Raw genomic sequence first — 21875 nt, 5'->3', positions numbered from 1 at the left:
CGGCTCTTCACTGCTCCTTGCTGGTGGCGCCGGAGTCGATCCGGACACGGGCTGCATCTCGGGCCCAGGCGTCGGCGGCGAGCACCCGGTCCACGGTGAGTTCAACCGCCGAGGGCGCGCTGGCGTTCCCGTCCGCCGCCGCGTGTTCCTGGACGACCTGCTCGACGAGGTCCACGATGCCGGTGAACCTGATCCGGCCGGCGTGGAAGGCCTCGACCGCTATCTCGTTGGCTGCGTTGTAGACGGCCGGGTAGGTCCCGCCCTCCCGACCGACCTGCACCGCCAGGCGGACGGCGGGGAAGGCCTCCTCGTCCAGCGGGAAGAAGTCCCAGCTGCTCGCGGTCGACCAGTCGCAGGCCGGCGCGACGTCGGTGAGTCGGTCGGGCCAGGACATGCCGAGCGCGATGGGGATGTGCATCGTGGGCGGCGAGGCCTGGACGAGCGTGGAGCCGTCGATGAACTCGACCATCGAGTGCACCACGGACTGCGGGTGGACGACGACCGCGATGTCCTCGAACGGCACGTCGAAGAGCAGGTGGGCCTCGATCACCTCCAGGCCCTTGTTGACCAGGGTGGCCGAGTTGGTGGTCACGACGAGCCCCATGTCCCAGGTCGGGTGGGCCAGCGCCTGCCGCGGCGTGACGTCGTGGAGCTGCTCGCGGGTCATCCCCCGGAAGGGTCCGCCGCTCGCGGTCACGACCAGGCGCCGCACCTCGTCCCGCCGACCTCCCCGGAGGCACTGGGCGATGGCGCTGTGCTCGGAGTCGACCGGGACGATCTGGTCCGGCGCGGCGGTCCCCTTCACGATGGGCCCGCCCACGATCAGCGACTCCTTGTTGGCCAGCGCCAGCGTGCTGCCCGCCTCGATCGCCGCCAGCGTGGGGCGCAGCCCGATGCTGCCGGTGATCCCGTTGAGCACCACGTCGGCGCCGTTGCCGGCCACGACGGAGGCCGCTTGGGGACCGGTGAGGATCTGCGGACGGTATGCGGTCTGCCCCACCTCACGCGCGGCGGCCTCGATCGCCTCGCGGAGCGAGGCGGCCACCTCGGCGCCTTCACGGGCGACCGCCACCTGGTCGACCTTCAGGTGGACGGCCTGCCGCGCCACCTGGCCCAGGTCCCGCCCACCGGCCGCGATGGCGACCACGTCGAACAGGTCGGGGTTGGCGTCGACGACGTCGACGGCCTGGGTGCCGATCGATCCGGTCGAGCCGAGAAGGGTCACGGTGCGCGATGTCACCCGGTCATTGTGCCCTCCGGCCAGCCGCGGCGGGCCACCGACTCGACGTCCGCGCGCACCCACTCCCCGACCCACTCAGGCCCGACGGGACGGAAGGCCATGCCCTGGGTCGGGTCGGTGTCGACGGGGCGCGTGGCCAGGTAGCAGCCGCCCGGGCCGATCGCGAGCAGGTGGGTCTGGAGGATGCGCGTCGCCCCTGGCGCCTGCTCCAGCAGGCTCAGCTCGGCCAGGACGGTGGGCCGTCCCAGCGCGTCCATGAGCTCGCTGGTCTGCCCGGTCGCCACGACGCCGCCACCGGTGCCGGCCACCGCGTCCGGCGGGAGGAGGAAGGTGGTGGCGGCAGCGACCAGCTCCTCGGTATCGCTGACCAGCCCCAGCGAGCGCAGGCCGCCGGGGTCGAGGTCCTCGACGCACGCCGAGCCCGGGGCGAGGTGCAGGACGCGGGCGGTGTGCTGATCCTGCTCTCCCTCGGTCGAGCCGTCCTGGGGAAGCCCCATGATCCGGTCCAGGACGAGCACGGTGGTGCTCGCCAGCCGGTGATCCAGAGCCACCGTCAGGAACTGCCCGAGGTCTCCTTCCTCGACCAGTCGTCCGTCGGAGTCGATGACCCCGCGGGCGACCAGGGACAGCCTGGCCTGGCGGTGTTCCTCGGAGTCCAGGTCGCCGTGCGTCTCGTCCGGCCGGGCAGCTACGGGCTCCTCCGACAGGCCACGGAGGTGAGCCTCCTCCGTCACCTCCAGCTCGGCCTCGGTGAGGACCAGCAGCGCGGTCATGGTGTCACCCCGCGCGGCACGAAACCGCCCAGGCCGGGCCGTGGCAGCTCGACGGGCAGCCGCGGCAGGCTCGGCAGCTCGGGGAAGAGGACCATCCGACGCACCCGTTCGATCTTCTTCATGTCGATGGGACCGAACTCGTGCCCCCGACCTCCGAGCGTGACCAGCTCACGGGGGTCCGGCAGCTTCACGCCGCCCAGCCGCTCCCTGGCCCGCCGGACCAGCCCGACCGTCCCGACACCGACGCGCACCGCCTGGCGTGTCGCCCACCGTTGCACGCCCTTCTTCGCCCCGACGAGGGAGTCCCGCACCCCGCTGCCGACCGAGGTCGCCTTCCTGAGGACTGCGTCGCCTCCCGACCGGACCAGCCGGCCGGCCGCCCTGGCCGCCTGCGCGATCTCCCGCCGGTTGTCGTAGGCCCAGTTGCCCGCCATCCAGACGCTGTAGGCGGCCACGCTCACCGTCCCGGCCAGGGCCACCGGAGGCACGGGCACGAAGCTGACCGGGGCCCCGGCCGCGGCAGCGCCACCGAGGACACGGGTCACGCCACCCCGCCAGCCCTCGTAGCCGCCGCCGTCCGCAGCGCTGCGGAGCCCGTCGACGACGGTCCAGCCGGCGAAACCTTTGCGGATGAACTTCAGGCTCTCTTCTGCCGCCGGCACCCTGGGCAGTTTGGCGGCCTGCTCCAGAACCGGTCCTGCGAAGCCGGGCTTCATCATGATCTGCTCGACGGAGGCCCGCCTCGCCTCTGCGATGGCCCGTGCGGCTCGGATAGCCTCCTGCGACCCTGCCCGACGCGCCTGGAGAACGGCCAGGAGTCCGGGCACCGCCGCTCTGGCGAACAAGGCCTGCTTCTTCACCCCGAAGGCCTTCATCGCCAACGTTCCCAACGTGACCGCCTGCCCGATCGCGGTCGAGGCCCGGTCCCAGGTCTCGGAGAGTCCTGAGGCCAGCCGACGCTGCATCGCGTCGAAGTCCTCGTGCGCCTGCTGCACCAGAGCTCTGGTGGAGGCGATCTGATCCTCGACCTCCTCCAGCCTCAGACGCCAGGACTCCAGCTCCAGGGGATCGGCCGGCGGCCCGGCCGCCCGCAGTCGTCCGCGGAGCAGGACCGCTTCGTCGAGCCGGAGCCCCAGCTGGCGCACCCGACCAGCCGTGTCCTCGATCTCCAGCGCCGCCCGCTCGAGCAGGTGCGCAGCCTCCTCGCCCGGGCGGGCGGTCAGTCCCAGCAGCGCGTGGAGAGACTCGGTCCGGGCCTGCTGCTCGAGAGCTGCCAGGCCGGTCCATCCGGCACCCGCCACCCCCTGGCGGACAAGACGCTGCGTCAGGTCCGAGGCCTCGGCACCGATCCCCCGGAGCATCCGTGCCGCGGACCGCAGCTCCTCCGGCACCGCGTCGAGGACGGGGCCGTGCACGCCGTCGGCGAGTCCGGACGCCGAGGTCATGGCAGCACCTTCCCGTCGCGGCCGATCATCTCCCGGCCGGCCACCCAGGAGAGCCGGACGCGTTCCTCGACCTCCCGATAGGCCTGTGCCGCCCCCGCCGTGGCCGCACCCAGCTGCTCGGTCAGCTCCGAGGTGGCGACGAGGTCACCGCCCCATCGCACCGCAGCCTCGGCCGCCACGGCCTTTAGCTCCGCTCCACCCCCGGCCGCCGCCGCCCTGCGCCACGCGGTGGCCGCCCCCTGCGCGACCACCGCCAGGTCACGGGCGACTCCGTCCAGGAGCTGCGCCAGCTGGTCCACCCTGCTCGGGTCGACGTCGATGACGTGCCCCATCTGCCCTCCCTCAGGTCATGCTCGGGCAGGCACCCGAGCGATGACACCGAGACTAGGAAGATGTGGGAGCTGGCCGCAGAAGTTATCCACAGCGCGACGACCCCGTCGCCGACCCACGACCGCGACCGGGTCGCCGGTCTGGAGGACGACGTGTGCTCCTACTGCGCGGGACGCCCTCGCAGCACCTCGTTGAGCTCGTCGAGCACCGAGATGTCCTCGATCGTGGAGGGCACCTGGGCCTCCTGGCCGTCGGCGATCTGGCGCATGGTCTTGCGCAGGATCTTGCCCGAGCGGGTCTTGGGCAGGGCGTCGACGACGTCGACCTGGCGCAGGGAGGCGACGGCGCCGACCTCGTCGCGGACGCGCTGCACGAGCTCCTTGGCCAGTTGGGCCTCGCCCTCCTCGTCCAGGTCGATCCCGGCCTTGAGGACGACCAGCGCACGGGGCACCTGGCCCTTGAGGGCATCGTTGACACCGATGACGGCGCACTCGGCGACGGAGGGATGGCCCGCGAGCGCCTCCTCGATCGACCCGGTCGAGAGACGGTGGCCGGCGACGTTGAGCACGTCGTCGGTGCGGCCCATCACGAAGACGTAGCCGTCCTCGTCGATGTAGCCGCCGTCGCCGGAGAGGTAGTAGCCGTCGAAGGCGGACAGATAGCTCGACACGTAGCGGTCGTCGTCGCGCCACAGCGTCGGCAGGGTGCCCGGCGGGAGGGGCAGCTTGATGCAGATCGCGCCCTCGGTGCCGGCCGGGAGGTCCTCGCCGCGCTCGTCGAGCACACGCACGTCATAACCCACGGTCGGCAGCGTCGGGCTGCCGGGCTTGATGTCGAACAAGGACGTCCCGACCGGGTTGGTCGCGATCGGCCAGCCCGTCTCGGTCTGCCACCAGTTGTCGATGACCGGCACCCCGAGGTGGTCGGTCGCCCACTGCCAGGTGTCGGGGTCGAGCCGCTCCCCCGCGAGGAAGAGCGCACGCAGGGAGGAGAGGTCGTAGTTCTTCGTCAGCTCGGCGTCGGGGTCCTGCTTCTTGATGGCCCGGATGGCGGTGGGGGCCGAGAAGACGGAGGCGACGCCGTACTCCTCGATCATCCGCCAGTAGACGCCGGCGTCCGGGGTCCCGACGGGCTTGCCCTCGAACAGGATCGTCGTCGCACCGGTGAGCAGGGGCGCGTAGACGATGTAGGAGTGGCCCACGACCCAGCCGACGTCGGAGCCGCACAGCCAGGTCTCCCCTGGTGAGATCCCGTAGAGGTGCTCCATCGACCACCGGAGCGCAACCGCATACCCTCCGCTGTCCCGAAGGATGCCCTTGGGCCGGCCGGTGGTCCCGGAGGTGTAGAGGACGTAGAGCGGGTCGGTGGCCTCGACCGGGACGCAGGCTGCGGGGGCGACGGCGTCCGGGTGCATCAGGCGCGCCCAGTCGAAGTCGCGCGGACCGAGCTCGGCCTCCAGCTGCGGCCGCTGCAGGATGACGCAGTGGTCCGGCTTGTGGGCCGAGCGCTCGATCGCCTCGTCGAGCATCGGCTTGTAGGCGATCACCCGGCTGGGCTCGATGCCGCAGGAGGCCGAGACGATGACCTTGGGCTCGGCGTCCTCGATGCGGGCCGCGAGCTCGGCCGGGGCGAAGCCGCCGAAGACAACCGAGTGGACCGCCCCGATGCGGGCGCAGGCGAGCATCGCGATGACGGCCTCGGGGACCATCGGCAGGTAGATGACCACCCGGTCGCCCTTGGTGACCCCGAGGTCGCGCAGCACGCCGGCGAAGCGCGCGACCAGGTCGAGCAGCTCGGCATAGGTGTAGCTGGCCTTGGTGCCGGTCACCGGGCTGTCGTAGATGAGGGCGGTCTGGTCCGCCCGCCCGTGGACCACGTGACGGTCCAGGGCGTTGAAGCAGACGTTGAGCCGCCCGCCCGGGAACCAGCGGTAGAACGGCGGGTTCGTGTCGTCCAGCACGGTGGTCGGCGGGGTGATCCAGTCGATGAGGGAGGCCGCCTCGCCCCAGAACGCGCTGGGGTCGGCCAGGCTCCTCGCAACGGTGTCGCGGTAGTCCTGCTGGGCGTCGGTGCTCATGCCCCCATCCAACACCCCTACGCCACGTCGTTGTGGGCCGGCCTGCCGGTCGGCGGCCAACGGCTCCTCGGGTGCGGCGAGCGGACCGACGCTAAGGTCTGGCGGTATGGAGCATCCCGGCGGACCCGTCAGCGATCGCCTGCTCACGGCTCCGGTGGGTCAGGGCCCCCTGGCCTCGCTGCCGGCCTACCACCGCCCCGACTCCTTGGAGCCGGTCGCCGACCGTGAGGTGGAGGACCGGGCGACCTGGCGCTCCGTGCTCCACTCCCCCGAGCCGCTGCACAGTCTTCGGCTCCAGGGTCTGGATCTGACCCTTGACCGCGAGCTGCTCCTGGCCCGCGACGACCTGTCCGACCTCGTCGTCCTCGGTGGCCGCCTCGACCACGAGGTGGAGGCCCACCTGCGGGCGCACGGGTCGATCATCTTTCCGCCAGCACCCCGGGCGCCCATCGACCCCTACCGCGGACGGCTCTACACCGCGCAGGAGCTGTTCGCCGGGCTCGACGGCGAGGGCTACGAGGCGACCGTGGACGCGCGCGCCTACCGCTGGTTCGAGGACGCGGCGCTGCGGCACGACGCCTACGTGACGGCGCTGCGGGCCATCCACGACGACGCCATGTCCGATGCGTTGACGCACGCCGTGGCGGGTCGCAGGGTGGTCGGCGTCATGGGCGGGCACGCCCTCCTGCGCGGCACCGAGGCCTTCGCCGCGGCGGCGCTGATGGGTCACCGGCTCGCCGAGAGCGGCGCCCTGGTGGTGACCGGCGGTGGCCCGGGGGCCATGGAGGCCGCCAACCTCGGCGCCTGGGCCGAGGACGAGCACGAGCTGGAGCAGGCCCTGGGTGCCGTGGCGACCGTCCCGGACTTCGTGCCCGACATCGGCGCGTGGGTCCGCCCGGCGCTCGACTTCCGCCTGGCCTCCCACGGCTCGACCGGCAGCGATGGGCCCCGGCCGTTCCGCAGCCTGGGCATCCCGACCTGGTACTACGGGCACGAGCCGCCCAACGCCTTCGCCCAGCTGATCGCGAAGTACTTCTCCAACGCGCTGCGCGAGGACCTCCTGCTGGCCCACTCGACCGACGGCCTCGTGGTGCTGCCGGGTGCGGCGGGGACCACCCAGGAGGTCTTCCAGATGGCCACGCGTCTCTACTACGAGGTCGACGCCCGCGACGCGGACGGGACACCGACGCGGGAGCTGCCCCCGTTGGTCCTGGTCGGGGTGGAGCACTGGACCCACCGGTTGCCGGTCTGGCAGCTGCTCACGGCGCTGGGCGCCGGCCGACGGATGGCGGGCGTGCTGCACCTGGTGGACACCGTCGAGGAGGCCGCCGAGGTCCTCGCCCCCTGACCCGGCAGCGGACCAGGATGGCGGCCGTCGACGGCGGCGGTCAGCCCCCGACCGGGGTCACGGCCGCCAGCTGGCCGCAGGCGCCGTCGATCTCGGAGCCGCGGGTGTCGCGCACCGTCGTCGGGATGCCGTGGGCGCGCAGGCGCTCGACGAACTGCTGCTCCACACCGCGCCGGGAGGCCGTCCACTTGCTGCCCGGCGTGGGGTTGAGCGGGATCGGGTTGACGTGCACCCAGCCACGTCCCCGGGCGTTGAGCTTCTCGCCGAGCAGGTCGGCGCGCCAGGCGTGGTCGTTGATGTCGCGGATCAGGGCGTACTCGATCGAGACCCTTCGACCGGTGGCGTCGAAGTAGCGACGTGCGGCGTCCAGCGCCTCGTCGACCTTCCAGCGGGTGTTGATCGGCACCAGCTCGTCGCGCAGCTCGTCGTCAGGGGCGTGCAGGCTCAGCGCCAGGGTCACGGGGATGCCCTCGGCCGCGAGCTTGTCGATGGCCGGCACGAGGCCGACGGTGGACATCGTCACGCCGCGGGCGGACATGCCCAGCCCGGCGGGAGCGGGGTCCACGAGCCGGTGGATGGCCCCGATGGCCGCCTTGTAGTTGGCGAGCGCCTCGCCCATGCCCATGAAGACCACGTTGCTGACCCGGATGGTCTCGCGGAGGGCGGCGTCCTCGTCACCCGTCGGGACACCGTCCTCGTCGCGGGCAGGGGCGCCGTCCGCGCTCGGTGCCGCAGCCTCCTCCGGGGCGCCCGCGAGCTCGCCGTGGCGCAGGGCCCGGGCGGCCGCCACGACCTGTTCGACGATCTCGGCCGTGGACAGGTTGCGGGTCAGACCGGCCTGTCCGGTGGCGCAGAAGGGGCAGTTCATCCCGCAGCCGGCCTGGCTGGAGATGCACATCGTGACGCGGCCGGGATAGCGCATGAGGACCGACTCGACCATGGCGCCGTCGTGCAGGCGGTGCACCTGCTTGAGGGTGGCGCCCTCGTCCGCGCTCAGCGTGCGCACCGGCGTGAGCAGGGGCGGGAGCATCCCGGCCACCAGCTCCTCCCTGCCGGTCTTGGGCAGGTCCGTCATCACCTCCGGGTCGGTGACGAGCCGCTCGAAGTAGTGGCGGGAGATCTGGTCGGCCCGGAAGCCGGGCACGCCCAGTTCCTTGGCCCACGCCTTGCGCCCGGCCAGGTCCAGGTCGGCCAGGTGCGTCGGAGGCTTGCCACGACGGGGTGCGCTGAAGGTCAGCGCACCGGGACGGGGGCGGGAGGTCGGGGTCGGCAGCTCGGTGGTCATCCCTACCAGTGTCCCATCCCTGGCCGTGGATCTCCTCAGACGAGCAGGCTGAACAGGACCCAGCAGACGGGAGCGGTCACGAGCAGGCTGTCGAGGCGGTCCATGATGCCGCCGTGCCCGGGCAGCAGGGAGCTCATGTCCTTGATGCCCAGGTCCCGCTTGATCGACGACTCCGCCAGGTCACCGACGGTCGCGAAGGCCGCTGCCAGCGCCCCGAGGATGATCCCGCCCCACCAGGGACCGCTCAGCAGCAGCGGCACGCACAGGGCGCCCACCAGGGCGCTGGTGCCGACCGACCCGGCGAAGCCTTCCCAGGACTTCTTGGGGCTCAGCGACGGCGCCATGGGCGTGCGCCCCTTCAGGACGCCTACCGCATACCCTCCGGTGTCGCTGGCGACCGTCACCAGGACGAAGGTGATGATCCGGGCGACACCGTCCTCGGCCGCCACCATCAAGGAGGTCGTGGCCGCCAGCAACGGGACGTAGGCCACGGCGAACACCCCGGCCGCGACGTCCGCTGCGGCGTCCTGGCCGGGACCGACCGAGCGCCACAGCAGGACCAGTCCGACCGCGACGGCGAAGCCCACCGCGAGGCCCTCGGCGCCGTAGAAGTAGGCGACCGGCACCAGGCCGGCCGCGACCAGCACGGGGGGCAGCGGCGGGCTCAGGCGGCCCTGCCGGAAGGCCTGGTCCAGCTCCCACAGGCCGACCGCGGCCGCACAGGTCACGAGCAGGACGAAGGCGAGGGGATAGAAGAGCAGGCTGCCCACCACGAGGGCGATGAGGAACGCGCCCACACCGATGGCGGCCGGCAGGTTGCGGCCGGCCTTGGGCGTGCGGGTCTGGGTCTGGGCCTGGCTCTCCCGGAACGACCTGCGCGTCGGTGCGCCCTTCGGCGCCGGTGTGGACATGGCTCGGTGCTGACTGGGACGTGCTGCTCAGACCTCGAGCAGCTCGGCCTCCTTGGCCTTGAGGATCTCGTCGACGGTGTCCACGTGCTTCTTGGTCAGCGCCTCCAGCTCCTTCTCGGCCCGGGTGCCCTCGTCCTCACCGATGTCGCCGTCCTTGACGGCCTTGTCGATGGTGTCCTTGGCGTGGCGACGGACGTGGCGGATGGAGACCTTGGCGTCCTCGCCCTTGGTGTGCGCCAGCTTGATGTATTCGCGGCGGCGCTCCTCGGTCAGCTGAGGCATGACGATCCGGATGGCGTTGCCGTCGTTGCTGGGGTTGGCGCCCAGGTCGGAGTCGCGCAGCGCCTTCTCGATGTCCTTCATCGCGCTCTTGTCGTAGGGCGTGATCAGCAGCGTGCGCGCGTCCTGCACGGTGAAGGAGGCCAGCTGCTGCATCGGGGTCGGGGACCCGTAGTAGTCCACCTCGAGCTTGCTGAACATCCCCGGGTGGGCGCGGCCGGTGCGGATGTTCGCCATGTCGTCGCGCGCCACCTCCAGCGCCTTGTCCATCTTCTCCTCGGCCTCCATGAGGGCCATGTCGATGACCTCGGACATCCTCGGCACCGCTCCTTCGTCTCTCGTGTCGTTCTTCGTCAGGGTATGTGGTGTGGCGTCGCCTCGCGGCGGCGCCGGGCGGGCAGGTCAGCCCGCGGTGACGCGTGTGCCGATCTTCTCACCCAGCAGGGCCCGGGTGATAGCGCCGTCACCCTCCATGCCGAAGACCAGCATGGGCAGGTTGTTGTCCATGCACAGGCTGAAGGCCGCCGCGTCGACCACGCGCAGGTTGCTGGTGAGGGCCTCGCTGAAGGTCAGCTCGTCGAGCTTGACGGCGCTGGGGTCGGTGCGGGGGTCGGCGGTGTAGACGCCGTCCACGCCGTGCTTGCTCATGAGGACCGCGTCGCACTTGATCTCCAGCGCCCGCTGCGCGGAGACCGTGTCGGTGGAGAAGTAGGGCATCCCCGCCCCCGCGCCGAAGATGACGACACGGCCCTTCTCCATGTGCCGGATGGCCCGCCGCGGGATGTAGGCCTCGGCGACCTGTCCCATCGTGATGGCGGTCTGGACGCGGGTGTCGACGCCCTCCTTCTCGAGGAAGTCCTGCAGGGCCAGACAGTTCATGACGGTGCCCAGCATGCCCATGTAGTCGGCGCGGGCGCGCTCCATCCCGCGCTGCTGCAGCTCGGCGCCGCGGAAGAAGTTGCCCCCACCCACGACGATGGCGATCTGCACGCCCTCCCGTGCCGCGACCGCGATCTGCTTGGCGATCCCGCGCACCACGTCGGGGTCGACACCGACACCTCCCCCGCCGAAAGCCTCGCCCGAGAGCTTCAGCAGGACCCTGCGGACCGCATCCTGGGGACCTGACGAGGACACGTCCGGGTCGGCCTGGGCTGCGGTCCGAGGCGTGGTCGTGGCGGGCGGCGGCATGGTCATGCAAGGAGTCCTCTGGGCGCGGGGATCAGTCGCTCGATCCTGCCACACCCGGGCCGGGGTGGCCGATCCGGGTAGCGCGCGTCACGCCCCCCGGACTCCGCCGGGACGCCGCCCGGACGCCGGCAGGGCCGGGACCCATCGCTGGATCCCGGCCCTGCCGGTGACGGTCCGAGGAGGACCGCCGGAGAGATGCGGTCAGACGCCGACCTTGAAGCGGGCGAAGCCGGTGACGGTCGCGCCGTCCTCCTGGGCGATCTGCGCGACGCTCTTCTTGTTGTCCTTGGCGAACGCCTGGTCGAGCAGGACGTTCTCCTTGAAGAAGCCGTTGACCCGGCCCTCGACGATCTTGGGCAGCGCCGCCTCGGGCTTGCCCTCCTCGCGAGCGGTCTGCTCGGCGATGCGACGCTCGTTCTCGACGGTCTCGGCGTCGATCTCCTCGCGGGTCAGCACGGTCGGGGCGAAGGCCGCGACGTGCATCGCGATGTCGCGAGCGGTCTGCTCCGAGCCACCGGAGGTGGCCACCAGGACACCGATCTGCGGGGGCAGGTCGGGGTTGGTCTTGTGCAGGTAGGAGACGACCTGGTCGCCGACGACGCGGGCGACGCGACGGACCTCGATCTTCTCGCCGAGCCCGGCGTTGGCCTCGTCGACGACGTCCTTGACCATCTTGCCGTCCATGTCCGAGGCCAGCAGCGCCTCGGCGTCGGTGGCCTCGACCGCGACGGCCTGGGCCAGCAGCTGGTCGGCCAGCTCGCCGAACTTCGGGTTCTTGGCCACGAAGTCGGTCTCGCAGTTGACCTCGACCAGGGTGCCGACGCCACCGTCGACCTGCGCACGGACCAGGCCGTTGGAGGCCGAGCGGCCCTCGCGCTTGGTCACGCCCTTGAGGCCCTTGACGCGCAGGATCTCGGTGGCCTTGGCCAGGTCGCCGCCGGCCTCGTCCAGGGCCTTCTTGACGTCCATCATCCCGGCGCCGGTGGACTCGCGCAGCGTCTTGATGTCTGCAGCGGTGTAGTTCGCCATGTGTGCTTTGTGCTCCTTGGGTGAGAAGTTCGTCAGGACTGGTCGGACTCGACGGCCGGAGCGGCCTCGGAGCCCGGGGCGACGGCGCCCTCGTCGGCACCCTCGGCCGGGGCCTCGGCGGGAGCCTCGACCACGGACTCGACGGCCTCGGCGGCCGGCTGCTCGACCGGGGCGGCCTCGGCCGGCGCGGCGGTGACGGCGGCGCTCTGCTCGGCCTCGGCGCCGGCGAGGAGCTCACGCTCCCACTCGGCCATGGGCTCGGCGGACTCGGCGCCCTCGGTGGAGCCCCCGCCGGAGCGGGACATCAGACCGTCGGCGACGGCGTCGGCCACGACACGGGTCAGCAGGGTGACCGAGCGGATGGCGTCGTCGTTGCCGGGGATCTTGTAGTCGACCTCGTCGGGGTCGCAGTTGGTGTCCAGGATGGCGATGACCGGCAGGCCGAGCTTGCGGGCCTCGGTGACGGCCAGGTGCTCTTTCTTGGTGTCGACGACCCAGATGGCCGAGGGCACCTTCTGCATGTCGCGGATACCGCCCAGCGCCTTGCTCAGCTTGTCGTACTCGCGGCTCATCATGAGGAGCTCCTTCTTCGTGCGGCCGCTGCCGGCCACATCGGTGAAGTCGATCTCCTCGAGCTCCTTCATGCGCGCCAGACGCTTGGAGATCGTCTGGAAGTTGGTGAGCATGCCACCGAGCCAGCGGTGGTTGACGTAGGGCATCCCGACGCGGGTCGCCTGCTCGGCGATGGACTCCTGGGCCTGCTTCTTGGTGCCGACGAACAGGATCGTGCCGCCGTGGGCCACGGTCTGCTTGACGAAGTCGTAGGCCTCGTTGAGGTAGGTCAGCGACTGCTGCAGGTCGATGATGTAGATGCCGTTGCGCTCGGTCATGATGAAACGCTTCATCTTGGGGTTCCAGCGACGGGTCTGGTGCCCGAAGTGGACGCCGCTCTCCAGGAGCTGGCGCATGGTGACGACGGCCATGCCGTGTCTCGCTTTCTATGAGAGGTGCAGTTGTGTCCTGGCCCGGGGACGTTCCCCACCTGGCACCGGGTGGTGCCAGGACCGCGGGGAAGCGCCGTCGGAAAGCACCGACCACGCCCGGGCGCGAATTCGTGTGGTGTGAGCACCGAGGTGGAGACACACCACACGTCCCTCCATCGTAGGTCACGGCGGGCCCTCCCAACGAATCCGCCGACGGTGGGCCCCGGGCCGCTCCCCCGCTCGCTACGGTGGCATGCATGACCACTCCCCTCGTCACCAGGATGCAGGCCTTCGGCACCAGCGTGTTCGCGGAGATGACGCAACGGGCGCTGCAGTTCGAGGCGGTCAACCTCGGCCAGGGCTTCCCGGACACCGACGGCCCGCAGGAGATGCTGGACATCGCGGCCCGCGGCCTGCACGAGGGGCTGAACCAGTACGCCCCGGCCAGGGGGCTCCCAGTGCTCCGGGATGCCGTGGCCCAGCACCAGCGCCGCTTCTACGGGATCGACGTCGACCCGGACCGGGAGGTCCTGGTCACGGTGGGGGCGACGGAGGCCATCGCCGCCACCCTCCTGGCCCTCGTCGAGCCCGGCGAGGAGGTGGTGATGGTCGAGCCCTACTACGACTCCTACGCCGCCTGCGTCGCGCTGGCCGGCGCGACGCGTCGGACCGTGCCGCTGCGCTTCCCCGACCTGGCGCTGGACGTCGACGCCCTTCGGGCCGCCGTCGGCCCGAGCACGAGGCTGCTCCTGCTCAACACCCCGCACAACCCCACGGGCAAGGTCTTCAGCGCCGAAGAGCTCGCAGCCGTCGCCCAGATCGCCCAGGAGCACGACCTGATCGTGGTCTCGGACGAGGTCTACGAGCACCTGGTCTTCGACGACCTGACCCACGTCCCGATCGCCACCCTGCCCGGGATGGCCGAGCGGACTCTGACCATCTCCTCGGTCGGCAAGACCTTCTCGCTGACGGGGTGGAAGACCGGTTGGGTCAGCGGCCCTGCGCACCTGGTCGACGCCGTCGCGGGCGTCAAGCAGTTCCTCACCTTCGTGGGCGCCACCCACGTCCAGCCGGCCGTCGCGCACGGGCTGTCGCTGCCCGACGACTTCTTCACGGGCTTCGCCGCCAGCCTCCAGGGCAAGCGCGACCTGCTCGTGGAGGCGCTGGCCTCCGCCGGTGTCCCCGTCTCGCCCTGCCAGGGCACCTATTTCGTCATCGCCGACTTCGTCGGCCTCGGCGTGACCGACGCGGTCGAGTTCTGCCGGCGGATGCCCGAGGAGCTGGGCGTGGTCGGTGTCCCGGTCTCGGTCTTCTGCGACGACCCCCAGCCGGTCGCCTCACTGGTGCGCTTCGCGTTCTGCAAGAAGGACGAGGTCCTCCAGGAGGCGGCGCGCCGCCTCCAGTCGCTGCGCGGAGCGTGACAGCCTCGGAGCATGCCCTCCCGCTCCCCTGACAGACCGGACCCCTCGGGCCCAGGTCTGCGCGTGCTGCCGGAGGGCCTCGCCGAGGCCTTCGCCGAGCACCTGCGGGTCGAGAAGGGCCGATCTGCCCACACGGTCCGCGCCTATCTCGGCGACCTGCGCAGCCTCGACCACCACCTGGCCGAGACCGGGGTCGGCGGGCTCCCCGATGTGCGGCTGGCCGACTTGCGCGGCTGGCTCGGCTCCCTGGGTGATGCGGGCACGTCCCGCTCGACCATCTCTCGGAGGGCGGCCGCCGCCAAGGGCTTCTTCCGGTGGGCGGTGCGCACCAGGCACCTTGCCGCCGACCCTTCGCTACGGCTCGTCGCCCCCGGCAAGGACAAGCACCTGCCCGGCGTTCTCCGCTCGGGCCAGGCCGGTGACCTCATGGACCTGGCTGCGGTCGCCTCCGACGACGAGGATCCGATCCACGTCCGCAACAGGGCGATGCTCGAGCTGCTCTACGCCTCGGGGATGCGCGTCGGAGAGCTCACCGGCCTGGACGTCGACGACGTGGACCTTGAGCAGGCCACCGCGCGGGTCCTGGGCAAGGGGGACAAGGAACGGATCGTTCCCTTCGGCACTCCCGCGACCGAGGCCCTGCTGGCCTGGCTGTCGGTGCGACCCCAGGTGGCGACCCACGAGTCCGGCCCGGCCCTCTTCCTGGGAAGGCGGGGACGGCGGGTGGACCAGCGCCAGGTGCGCTCATCCCTCCAGGCCTTGCTGAGACACCTGCCCGACGTCCCCCCTCTCAGCCCCCACGGCCTGCGTCACAGTGCCGCCACGCACCTGCTCGAAGGCGGGGCGGACCTTCGGACCGTCCAGGAGCTGCTCGGCCACGCCAGCCTGGCGACGACCCAGATCTACACGCACGTGTCGGTCGACCGGCTCCGCACGGCCTACCAGCAAGCGCACCCCCGCGCCTGACGCCTGTCGGCATCGGGCCATGGCCGCAAGACGTCTCGACCACCTGGGCCGGATCAGCCTCCCAGCGGCACCAGCGTCAGTTCCAGGGGGATGAGCAGCGGCGTCGGGTCGACGTAGGTGTCCTTGCCCCGTCGGGCGCCGAGGTGGAGGCAGTCGACGAGGCCGCAGTGACCCCCACCGTCCAGGACCGCGATCTGCTGGCCGCGGCCTACCCTGTCCCCGCGTGCAGCACGGGCGGATACCGGCTGGTAGGTCGACCGCAGGCCGCTCTCGTGGTCCACCGAGATCATGCCGACGCCCGCGATGGTGCCGCTCCAGGCGACCACCCCGGCGTCGACGGCCAGCACGGGCTCCCCGGCCACGCCGGCCAGATCGATGCCTCGGTGACCCGGAAGCCACCGCTTCACCGGCGGCTCGTAGCCGTTGACGATCCGCGGGGTCCCCACCAGGGGCCAGTCCCAGAGCGCGGTGGCCTCCCTGTCCCGACCGGCGGCGGTGCGGGTCCGCCCCACGGGCGGCGAGGACGAGGACACCGCGTCACCACGCCCGAGCCCGACCACGGCGGACAGGCCCATCGACATGGCCGCCCCTTCGTCCGGCCTGGTGGAACGATCGTCGCCCGGCCGTCCTGGCAGGAGCAGCGCGAGGACGAGCAGGATCGTGCGAGCGGTCCGGCCGATGCCGGGCCGCCCGGACGCGGACTGGGTGGGTGTCATGGCTTCCGTCGCCTCCAGCCGTCCAGCAGCTGCTCGGCCAGCCCACGCAGCTCCAGATCGGACAGCGCGGTCATCACCTCGGCCAGGCTCAGCCCTGAGGCGAGCAGGATCTCGTCCACGCTGGAGGAGCGGGACGGATGCAGCCACTGCCAGACCCTACGCAGCTCCGGCGAGAGTCCGTCCTCGACCCGGCTCGCTCCGAGCTTGCGCGGGGCCAGGTCCGTCCCCATCCGGCCCACGACCTCGATGATCTCCGCCGCGTCCGTGACCAGATGGGCACCCTCGCGGATCTCCTGATGGGCCCCGGCCGAGGCCTGCGAGGTGACCGGGCCCGGGACGGCCATCACGTGCCGATCCAGGTTGCGGGCATGGTGGGTGGTGTTGCGGGCGCCGGAACGCAGCCCTGCCTCCACCACCACGGTGCCGACCGAGAGCGCCGCGATGATCCTGTTGCGGGCCAGGAACCTGAGCCTCGCGGGAGCTCCGCCCGGCGGCGTCTCGCTGACGATGGCGCCCTTCTCCGCGATCGTGGTCAGCAGCGCCGCGTTGGCGCGGGGATAGGGCACGTCGACCCCGCTGGCCAGGACGGCCACGGTGTCTCCGCCCGCCGCCAGCGCCGCACGGTGCGCCGCTCCGTCGATCCCGTAGGCCGCCCCGGAGACCACGGCGTAGCCCCGCTCCGCCAGCTCGTAGCAGATGGACATCGTGGTCTCATCGCCGTAGCTCGTGCTGGCGCGTGCTCCCACGACGGCCACGGCCCGACGGTCGAGCTCGTGCAGACGGAGCTGTCCCTTGACCCACAGGCACCAGGGCGGCATGGCGAGCTCGTCCAGCCCGGGCGGCCACTCCTCGTCGCCGGGCACGATGAGCCGGAGCCCGAGCGCACGGCAGATCTGGTCGTCGTCGACCGATGAGGCAGCGGCCAGCCTGGCCTGGAAGCGGGCCAGGGAGGTGCCGTCCGGGGCTCGTCCGTCCCGGAGGACGTGGCCGACGAGCTCCTGGATGCCGTACCTGACCACCATGGCCTGGGCCAGCTCGTCGTAGGGTTCGGCGATCCGGGACAGCAGCACCCGTGCGCCCCGGTCGTCGAGCGGGAGAGCACTCATGCCGCCTTCACCCCTTCGGCCTGCCGCAACGCCATCGCCTGCAGGACGTCCGCACGCCCGGGCCGGTCGCGGCCGGCAAGGTCGGCCACGGTCCACGCCACGCGGAGACAACGGTCCAGCCCCCGCAGCGTCAGCGTCCCCGTGTCCAGCCCCTCGTCCAGGGGCGCCCGATCGGCCGGTGGCAGTCGCCAGCGGCCCTCGCGCAGGGCGGCCCCGGGGGCCTCGGCGTTGAGCGACCAGCCCTGCCCCCGCCACCGCTCCCGCTGGGCCTCGCGTGCCCCCGCCACGCGGGCCGCCACCACCTCGGTCGGCTCCCCCGGGCCGAGCGCGAGATCCTTGCGGGCCACGGCACGCAGTGCCACCTTGAGGTCGAGGCGGTCGAGCAGGGGGCCCGAGAGCTTGCTGAAGTAGCTCGCCCTGCGCCAGGGCGCGCAGGTGCACCCTCGGGGGCCGCCGCCGCAGGGGCACGGGTTGGCCGCGAGGACGAGCTGGAACCGCGCCGGCAGACGGACATGGCGGTCTGCCCTGGCCACGATCACCTCGCCCGACTCCAGCGGCTGGCGCAGGCCGTCGAGCACGTCTCGACGGAACTCGGGCCCTTCGTCCATGAAGAGCACGCCTCGATGAGCCCTCGAGACCGCTCCCGGCCGCACGGCCCCGCTCCCCCCACCGATCACCGCCGACATCGAGGCGCTGTGGTGGGGCGCGACGAACGGAGCGGTGCGGACCAGGTCGTCGTCCCGGGCCAGGGCCCCCAGCACCGAGTGGATCGCGGTGACCGTCAGCGCGTCCTGCTCCCCCAACGGGGGCAGCAGACCGGGCAGCCGTTCGGCCAGCATGGTCTTGCCCGCGCCAGGCGGACCGACCAGCAGGAGGTGGTGCCCGCCTGCCGCAGCGATCTCCAGTGCGCCCCTGGCCATCGCCTGGCCGACGACGTCCCGCAGGTCCTTGGTCGCCCGCGGGGCCGCAGGCTCCCGGACGGGCAGCGGCAGCGGATGGTGCTCGTCCCGGGCCCTGGCCCGGTAGAAGGTCACCACGTCGCCCAGCGTGCGCACCGGGTGGACCGTCACCTCGCGCACGAGGGAGGCCTCCGCCGCGTTGTCCGCGCACACCATCACCTCATCGACCCCCTCGTCGGCCGCTGCGACCACCATCGGCAGGACCCCGGCCACGGGGCGGATCGCCCCGTCGAGGCCCAGCTCGCCGATGTGGGCCACCGGCGCCACCTCGGAGGGAGCGAGATGTCCCTCGGCCGCCAGGAGCGCCGTCGCGATGGCCAGGTCGAGGCCCCCGCCGACCTTCGGCAGCCCCGCCGGCGACAGGTTGATCGTCCACCGCTTCATCGGCAGCGACAGGCCCACGTTGGTGATGGCCGGCCGGACCCGGTCCGGGGCCTGACGGCACGAGGAGTCGGCCAGCCCGCTCATCACGAAGGTGGGCAGGCCGTCGCTTCCGTGCGCCTCGACCTCCACCACCCGTCCTTCCACCCCGGACAAGGTCAGGGCCCGCGTGCGCGCGAAGCCCATCAGGCCACCGCCCTGAGATGCTGCAGCTGCACCTGACCACCCGCAGGCACCAGCACCCCGACGACGTCGATGCGGAACTGGCCGGGACGGTGCGCGTGGTCGCGCAGCCAGCCCCAGGCCAGTCTCCGCAGGCGTCGCGCCTTGTCGGGCGTGACCGCCTCGACGGGCTGGCCGCACCGGACCGAGCGCCGGGTCTTGACCTCGCAGAAGACCAGCATCCCCGTCTCGTCGACCGCCACGACGTCCAGCTCGCCATCACGGCACCGCCAGTTGCGGTCGATGATCTCCCACCCCTGGGCCTGCAGGTGATCCACCGCCAACTCCTCGCCGAGGTCACCCACCCCCCTGGCCTCGCGCCACGGCATACCTTTGCCCGCCATGTCCCCTCCTCACCACGGCCGTGCCGGTCACGGCCTGGCCCCAGCCAACGCCGCGGGGGCGTCAACGGCCAACGGACGAGCGGCTCCTGTGGACGGTCACCGACCCGGCCGAGGGCATGTGGATGACCGGGAACCGCAGCGCGACCCCCAGGTGAACGAGCCGTGAGAGAACCCTCATCGAGGTCTCACGGGCATCTCACGCCGCAACGACAGGCTGGGGCCAGCGCCGACCACGGGGGCCGGTGCACCCTCCGAAAGGACCCGGACCATGTCCCGCAAGCTCCTCGCCAGCTTCGCCAGCGCCGCCATCCTGGCCACCGGCATGATCGCCACGGCCGCTCCCGCCAGCGCCGACACGATCACCTGCCGCTCCTCGATCGGCGCCCGCACGATCGACGGCGACGTCAACGTCCCCAAGGGTGCGCGGTGCAACCTCACCGGCACCACCGTCAAGGGCAACGTCTTCGTCCGCTCCGGCGCCACGCTGGTGGCCGACCGCGCCAAGATCGACGGCAACGTCCAGGCCGTCTACCACCGCAACGTCATCGTCCGGAACAGCAGCGTGGTCAAGGGCGACATCCAGCTGGAGAAGGGCCAGAACTCGACGATCAACCGCAGCCGGATCGACGGCAACATCCAGAGCAAGTACAACAAGGCCACCCAGTACGCCTCCTACAACCGCGTCAACGGGGACATCCAGTACTTCTCCAACCCCTCCGGCCAGATCACGGTCAGCTACAACACCGTCGACGGCAACCTGCAGTGCAAGAGCAACACCCCCGCACCCAAGGGCACCCGCAACGTCGTGGACGGCAACAAGGAAGGCCAGTGCCGCCGCTTCTGAGCCCGGCTCAGGTCACGACCTCCGGCGTCGCGCATCCCTCCCCTGGTGCGTGCCCCTGACGCCGGCACGGGCAACGCCCCGGCCCCGTTCGGGCCGGGGCGTTCGCCGTGAGGATGCTGCCTAAGAGATGGTCACCTGGGACGGCTCCGGGCTCAGCGGCCCTCGCCCATGAGCCGCTTCACGTCCAGGTCGTTCTTGGCCAGCTCCTCGACGTTGACGTCCTTGAAGGTGATCACGCGGGCCTTCTTGACGAACCGCGCGGGCCGGTAGACGTCCCACACCCACGCGTCGGTCATCGTCACCTCGAACCACGTCTCACCCCCGCCGGTGCGGACCTGGACGTCGACCTCGTTGGCCAGGTAGAAGCGGCGCTCGGTCTCGACGACGTGCGAGAAGAGACCCACGACGTCGCGGTACTCGCGGTAGAGCGCGAGCTCCATGTCGGTCTCGTACTTCTCCAGGTCCTCCGCGCTCACGGCGCGCTCCCTTCGTCGGTGCAGCCGGTGATCCGCCAGCTGCGGCGGTGGTGGTCGCTGGGCCCGAGCGCACGCAGGGCGTCGAGGTGCTCGGGGGCGGCGTAGCCCTTGTTCTGGTCCCAACCGTATGCGGCATGGCCGGGGGCGAGCTCGACCATCAGGGCGTCCCGGGCCACCTTGGCCAGCACCGAGGCGGCCGCCACGGACGAGCAGCGCAGGTCCGCCTTGATCATGGTGCGCACCGGCGGGGGCACGGGACCGGTGCCCATCAGGCCGAGCAAGCCCTCCCGCGCGGGATCGGTCAGCCAGTCGTGGTTGCCGTCGAGGAGCACCAGGTCCGGCTCGAGCCCCAGCTGCGCCAGGGCCCGCTCCCCCGCCAGCCGCAGGGCCGCCATGATGCCGATCTGGTCGATCTCGGCCGGGCTGGCGTGCCCGACCCCGTGGGCCAGGCACCAGCGCTCGATCCGGGGGACGAGGCGCTCGCGCGCGTGCGGGGCCAGCAGCTTGGAGTCGCGCACCCCTTGCGGCGCGGTCCGGCACGACTGGTCGATCGCGACCGCGCCCACGGACACCGGACCGGCCAGCGCGCCCCGCCCGACCTCGTCCATCCCGACGAGGACGGCGTAGCCCTCGCGCTGCAGGGTGCGCTCGACCCGCAGGCTCGGGCGGCCCGAGCCCTTCGTCGCCGGGGGCCTGCGGAGCGGACGTGCAGTCGTGGTCACTGCCCCGACGGCTCCGGGATCGACTCGAAGGTGGCCGGGGTGCGGAACCAGGTCAGGTGGTCCAGGGGAAAGAGCAGCACGAAGGCCTGCCCGACGACCTTGTCCCGGGGCACCGAACCGGTCAGGCCCGTGCCGTCGTCGTGGGCCCGGGAGTCCTGCGAGTTGGACCGGTGGTCACCCATCACCCAGATGGAGTCCTCGGGAACGGTCACCTCGAACTCGCTGAGGCTGGCCTGGTCGCCCGGATAGAGGTAGTCCTCCTCCAGGGGCTGACCGTTGACGGTCATCCGGCCGTCGTCGTCGCAGCACGCGACGGTGTCGCCACCGACGCCGATGGTGCGCTTGATGAGGTGGTTCCCCTCCGCCACCGGGGCCACGCCCACGAACTGGAGCACCTTCACCACGGTCTCCATGACCGGGCCACGCTCCACCTGGCCACGGGGGCTGAGCCAGTCGCCGGGATCCTCGAAGACCACCAGGTCGCCGCGCTCCACCGTCATCGGGCCGGCCTGGATCTTGCTCACCATGACGCGGTCGCCGTAGACGAGGGTGTTCTCCATGCTGCCCGAGGGGATCCAGAAGGCCTGGGCGATGAAGGTCTTGATGAGGAAGGAGATGACCAGGGCGGTCGCGCCGATCCACAGGACCTCGCGCACCCCGGCCCAGAGCCCGCCGCGCTTCTCGCCGCGCGCCTGCGCCCGGGTGTGCTCATGACCCTGCCCGTCGCCATGGTCGTGACCATGCTCGCGCTCGCGGTCCTGGCTGTCGCCGTGGTCGGGCCGCGGCTCCCTTCCGGGGTCGTGCTGGTCCTGCCGGGTCTGGTCGGTCAC

General features: G+C 71.8%; 22 protein-coding genes. 4 read left to right on the top strand and 18 right to left on the bottom strand.

The features are described from left to right. Positions 1-7 precede the first annotated feature (7 nt). The 5 genes from dxr to ACTMMA_RS12365 all read right to left on the bottom strand — a co-directional run bounded on the left by dxr (position 8) and on the right by ACTMMA_RS12365 (position 5865). Positions 8-1240: a 1-deoxy-D-xylulose-5-phosphate reductoisomerase gene (gene dxr / locus ACTMMA_RS12385; RefSeq protein ID WP_441190444.1), complete on the bottom strand. Its 1233-nt coding sequence runs from the start codon at positions 1238-1240 to the stop codon at positions 8-10. Next, the gene (locus ACTMMA_RS12380; RefSeq protein WP_441190443.1) at positions 1237-2013 is read right to left on the bottom strand and encodes a hypothetical protein; all 777 of its coding nucleotides are present in this window, start codon (positions 2011-2013) and stop codon (positions 1237-1239) included. The genes dxr and ACTMMA_RS12380 overlap by 4 nt, the downstream gene beginning before the upstream one ends. Further along, positions 2010-3458: a hypothetical protein gene (locus ACTMMA_RS12375; RefSeq protein ID WP_441190442.1), complete on the bottom strand. Its 1449-nt coding sequence runs from the start codon at positions 3456-3458 to the stop codon at positions 2010-2012. The genes ACTMMA_RS12380 and ACTMMA_RS12375 overlap by 4 nt, the downstream gene beginning before the upstream one ends. After that, positions 3455-3790 carry a hypothetical protein gene (locus ACTMMA_RS12370; RefSeq protein ID WP_441190441.1) on the bottom strand — a complete coding sequence of 112 codons (336 nt, stop codon included), beginning with the start codon at positions 3788-3790 and terminating at the stop codon, positions 3455-3457. Before ACTMMA_RS12370 ends, ACTMMA_RS12375 begins: the two co-directional genes overlap by 4 nt. Before the next feature lie 158 nt (positions 3791-3948). Then, a complete protein-coding gene (locus ACTMMA_RS12365; RefSeq protein WP_441190440.1) occupies positions 3949-5865 on the bottom strand; it encodes a propionyl-CoA synthetase in 1917 nt (638 codons plus the stop codon). A gap of 106 nt (positions 5866-5971) precedes the next feature. Here ACTMMA_RS12365 and ACTMMA_RS12360 point away from each other — a divergent pair, with 106 nt between their 5' ends. Next, positions 5972-7213, top strand: a complete 1242-nt coding sequence (locus ACTMMA_RS12360; RefSeq protein WP_441190439.1) for an LOG family protein — start codon at positions 5972-5974, stop codon at positions 7211-7213. Between the two features lie 40 nt (positions 7214-7253). Here ACTMMA_RS12360 and rlmN read toward each other — a convergent pair whose 3' ends face one another. The 6 genes from rlmN to rpsB form a co-directional block, all read right to left on the bottom strand. Then, entirely contained in the window at positions 7254-8498 is a 1245-nt protein-coding gene (gene rlmN / locus ACTMMA_RS12355) for a 23S rRNA (adenine(2503)-C(2))-methyltransferase RlmN (protein WP_441190438.1), read from the bottom strand. Positions 8499-8533: 35 nt separating this feature from the next. Next, positions 8534-9409, bottom strand: coding sequence for a phosphatidate cytidylyltransferase (locus ACTMMA_RS12350; RefSeq protein WP_441190437.1), 876 nt, complete (start codon positions 9407-9409; stop codon positions 8534-8536). 27 nt (positions 9410-9436) lie between these two features. Next, positions 9437-10003 carry a ribosome recycling factor gene (gene frr, locus ACTMMA_RS12345; RefSeq protein ID WP_441190436.1) on the bottom strand — a complete coding sequence of 189 codons (567 nt, stop codon included), beginning with the start codon at positions 10001-10003 and terminating at the stop codon, positions 9437-9439. An 87-nt stretch (positions 10004-10090) separates the two neighbouring features. After that, the gene (pyrH, locus tag ACTMMA_RS12340; protein WP_441190435.1) at positions 10091-10882 is read right to left on the bottom strand and encodes a UMP kinase; all 792 of its coding nucleotides are present in this window, start codon (positions 10880-10882) and stop codon (positions 10091-10093) included. 195 nt (positions 10883-11077) lie between these two features. After that, positions 11078-11905, bottom strand: a complete 828-nt coding sequence (tsf, locus tag ACTMMA_RS12335) for a translation elongation factor Ts (RefSeq protein WP_441190434.1) — start codon at positions 11903-11905, stop codon at positions 11078-11080. Between the two features lie 32 nt (positions 11906-11937). After that, complete coding sequence (rpsB, locus tag ACTMMA_RS12330) at positions 11938-12888, bottom strand: 30S ribosomal protein S2 (protein ID WP_441190433.1); 951 nt, start codon at positions 12886-12888, stop codon at positions 11938-11940. Between the two features lie 257 nt (positions 12889-13145). Here rpsB and ACTMMA_RS12325 point away from each other — a divergent pair, with 257 nt between their 5' ends. Beyond that, complete coding sequence (locus tag ACTMMA_RS12325; protein WP_441190432.1) at positions 13146-14309, top strand: pyridoxal phosphate-dependent aminotransferase; 1164 nt, start codon at positions 13146-13148, stop codon at positions 14307-14309. Between the two features lie 12 nt (positions 14310-14321). After that, positions 14322-15275 carry a tyrosine recombinase XerC gene (locus ACTMMA_RS12320; RefSeq protein WP_441190431.1) on the top strand — a complete coding sequence of 318 codons (954 nt, stop codon included), beginning with the start codon at positions 14322-14324 and terminating at the stop codon, positions 15273-15275. A 53-nt stretch (positions 15276-15328) separates the two neighbouring features. On the opposite strand, the gene ACTMMA_RS12315 is transcribed toward ACTMMA_RS12320, so the two are convergent. From ACTMMA_RS12315 to ACTMMA_RS12300, 4 genes are read right to left on the bottom strand one after another with little or no spacing between them, the layout of a single operon-like run. Beyond that, a complete protein-coding gene (locus ACTMMA_RS12315) occupies positions 15329-15991 on the bottom strand; it encodes a M23 family metallopeptidase (protein ID WP_441190430.1) in 663 nt (220 codons plus the stop codon). Next, positions 15988-17097 (bottom strand): DNA-processing protein DprA, encoded by a 1110-nt coding sequence (gene dprA, locus ACTMMA_RS12310; protein WP_441190429.1) that lies wholly within the window; start codon positions 17095-17097, stop codon positions 15988-15990. The genes ACTMMA_RS12315 and dprA overlap by 4 nt, the downstream gene beginning before the upstream one ends. Further along, positions 17094-18623: a YifB family Mg chelatase-like AAA ATPase gene (locus tag ACTMMA_RS12305; protein WP_441190428.1), complete on the bottom strand. Its 1530-nt coding sequence runs from the start codon at positions 18621-18623 to the stop codon at positions 17094-17096. The genes dprA and ACTMMA_RS12305 overlap by 4 nt, the downstream gene beginning before the upstream one ends. Further along, complete coding sequence (locus ACTMMA_RS12300; protein ID WP_441190427.1) at positions 18623-19003, bottom strand: YraN family protein; 381 nt, start codon at positions 19001-19003, stop codon at positions 18623-18625. The genes ACTMMA_RS12305 and ACTMMA_RS12300 overlap by 1 nt, the downstream gene beginning before the upstream one ends. A 268-nt stretch (positions 19004-19271) precedes the next feature. On the opposite strand from ACTMMA_RS12300, the gene ACTMMA_RS12295 reads away from it, so the two are divergent. Continuing rightward, on the top strand, positions 19272-19847 hold the full coding sequence (locus tag ACTMMA_RS12295; RefSeq protein WP_441190426.1) for a hypothetical protein: 576 nt from the start codon (positions 19272-19274) through the stop codon (positions 19845-19847). A gap of 152 nt (positions 19848-19999) precedes the next feature. On the opposite strand, the gene ACTMMA_RS12290 is transcribed toward ACTMMA_RS12295, so the two are convergent. Genes ACTMMA_RS12290 through lepB form a run of 3 tightly spaced genes read right to left on the bottom strand, consistent with a single transcriptional unit; the run spans position 20000 to position 21875 of the window. Continuing rightward, positions 20000-20323 carry a DUF2469 domain-containing protein gene (locus tag ACTMMA_RS12290; RefSeq protein ID WP_441190425.1) on the bottom strand — a complete coding sequence of 108 codons (324 nt, stop codon included), beginning with the start codon at positions 20321-20323 and terminating at the stop codon, positions 20000-20002. Further along, positions 20320-21045 carry a ribonuclease HII gene (gene rnhB, locus ACTMMA_RS12285; protein ID WP_441190424.1) on the bottom strand — a complete coding sequence of 242 codons (726 nt, stop codon included), beginning with the start codon at positions 21043-21045 and terminating at the stop codon, positions 20320-20322. The genes ACTMMA_RS12290 and rnhB overlap by 4 nt, the downstream gene beginning before the upstream one ends. Beyond that, on the bottom strand, positions 21042-21875 hold the full coding sequence (lepB, locus tag ACTMMA_RS12280; RefSeq protein ID WP_441190423.1) for a signal peptidase I: 834 nt from the start codon (positions 21873-21875) through the stop codon (positions 21042-21044). The genes rnhB and lepB overlap by 4 nt, the downstream gene beginning before the upstream one ends.

The sequence above is a fragment of the Ornithinimicrobium panacihumi genome (genome assembly GCF_052073805.1).
GTDB classification, from domain to species: domain Bacteria; phylum Actinomycetota; class Actinomycetes; order Actinomycetales; family Dermatophilaceae; genus Ornithinicoccus; species Ornithinicoccus panacihumi.
Note: the sequence above shows the minus strand (reverse complement) of the source record. Positions and strands in the feature narration are given on the sequence as shown.

What these genes read in the sequence shown, in the direction of transcription:
- ACTMMA_RS12380 (WP_441190443.1), bottom strand. Translation starts at nt 2,013, where the DNA reads ATGACCGCGCTGCTGGTCCTCACCGAGGCCGAGCTGGAGGTGACGGAG.
- ACTMMA_RS12360 (WP_441190439.1), top strand. Translation starts at nt 5,972, where the DNA reads ATGGAGCATCCCGGCGGACCCGTCAGCGATCGCCTGCTCACGGCTCCG.
- rlmN (WP_441190438.1), bottom strand. Translation starts at nt 8,498, where the DNA reads ATGACCACCGAGCTGCCGACCCCGACCTCCCGCCCCCGTCCCGGTGCG.
- ACTMMA_RS12375 (WP_441190442.1), bottom strand. Translation starts at nt 3,458, where the DNA reads ATGACCTCGGCGTCCGGACTCGCCGACGGCGTGCACGGCCCCGTCCTC.
- ACTMMA_RS12320 (WP_441190431.1), top strand. Translation starts at nt 14,322, where the DNA reads ATGCCCTCCCGCTCCCCTGACAGACCGGACCCCTCGGGCCCAGGTCTG.
- dprA (WP_441190429.1), bottom strand. Translation starts at nt 17,097, where the DNA reads ATGAGTGCTCTCCCGCTCGACGACCGGGGCGCACGGGTGCTGCTGTCC.
- tsf (WP_441190434.1), bottom strand. Translation starts at nt 11,905, where the DNA reads ATGGCGAACTACACCGCTGCAGACATCAAGACGCTGCGCGAGTCCACC.
- frr (WP_441190436.1), bottom strand. Translation starts at nt 10,003, where the DNA reads ATGTCCGAGGTCATCGACATGGCCCTCATGGAGGCCGAGGAGAAGATG.
- ACTMMA_RS12300 (WP_441190427.1), bottom strand. Translation starts at nt 19,003, where the DNA reads ATGGCGGGCAAAGGTATGCCGTGGCGCGAGGCCAGGGGGGTGGGTGAC.
- ACTMMA_RS12315 (WP_441190430.1), bottom strand. Translation starts at nt 15,991, where the DNA reads ATGACACCCACCCAGTCCGCGTCCGGGCGGCCCGGCATCGGCCGGACC.
- ACTMMA_RS12370 (WP_441190441.1), bottom strand. Translation starts at nt 3,790, where the DNA reads ATGGGGCACGTCATCGACGTCGACCCGAGCAGGGTGGACCAGCTGGCG.
- ACTMMA_RS12305 (WP_441190428.1), bottom strand. Translation starts at nt 18,623, where the DNA reads ATGGGCTTCGCGCGCACGCGGGCCCTGACCTTGTCCGGGGTGGAAGGA.
- ACTMMA_RS12365 (WP_441190440.1), bottom strand. Translation starts at nt 5,865, where the DNA reads ATGAGCACCGACGCCCAGCAGGACTACCGCGACACCGTTGCGAGGAGC.
- ACTMMA_RS12295 (WP_441190426.1), top strand. Translation starts at nt 19,272, where the DNA reads ATGTCCCGCAAGCTCCTCGCCAGCTTCGCCAGCGCCGCCATCCTGGCC.
- pyrH (WP_441190435.1), bottom strand. Translation starts at nt 10,882, where the DNA reads ATGACCATGCCGCCGCCCGCCACGACCACGCCTCGGACCGCAGCCCAG.
- ACTMMA_RS12325 (WP_441190432.1), top strand. Translation starts at nt 13,146, where the DNA reads ATGACCACTCCCCTCGTCACCAGGATGCAGGCCTTCGGCACCAGCGTG.
- rpsB (WP_441190433.1), bottom strand. Translation starts at nt 12,888, where the DNA reads ATGGCCGTCGTCACCATGCGCCAGCTCCTGGAGAGCGGCGTCCACTTC.
- ACTMMA_RS12350 (WP_441190437.1), bottom strand. Translation starts at nt 9,409, where the DNA reads ATGTCCACACCGGCGCCGAAGGGCGCACCGACGCGCAGGTCGTTCCGG.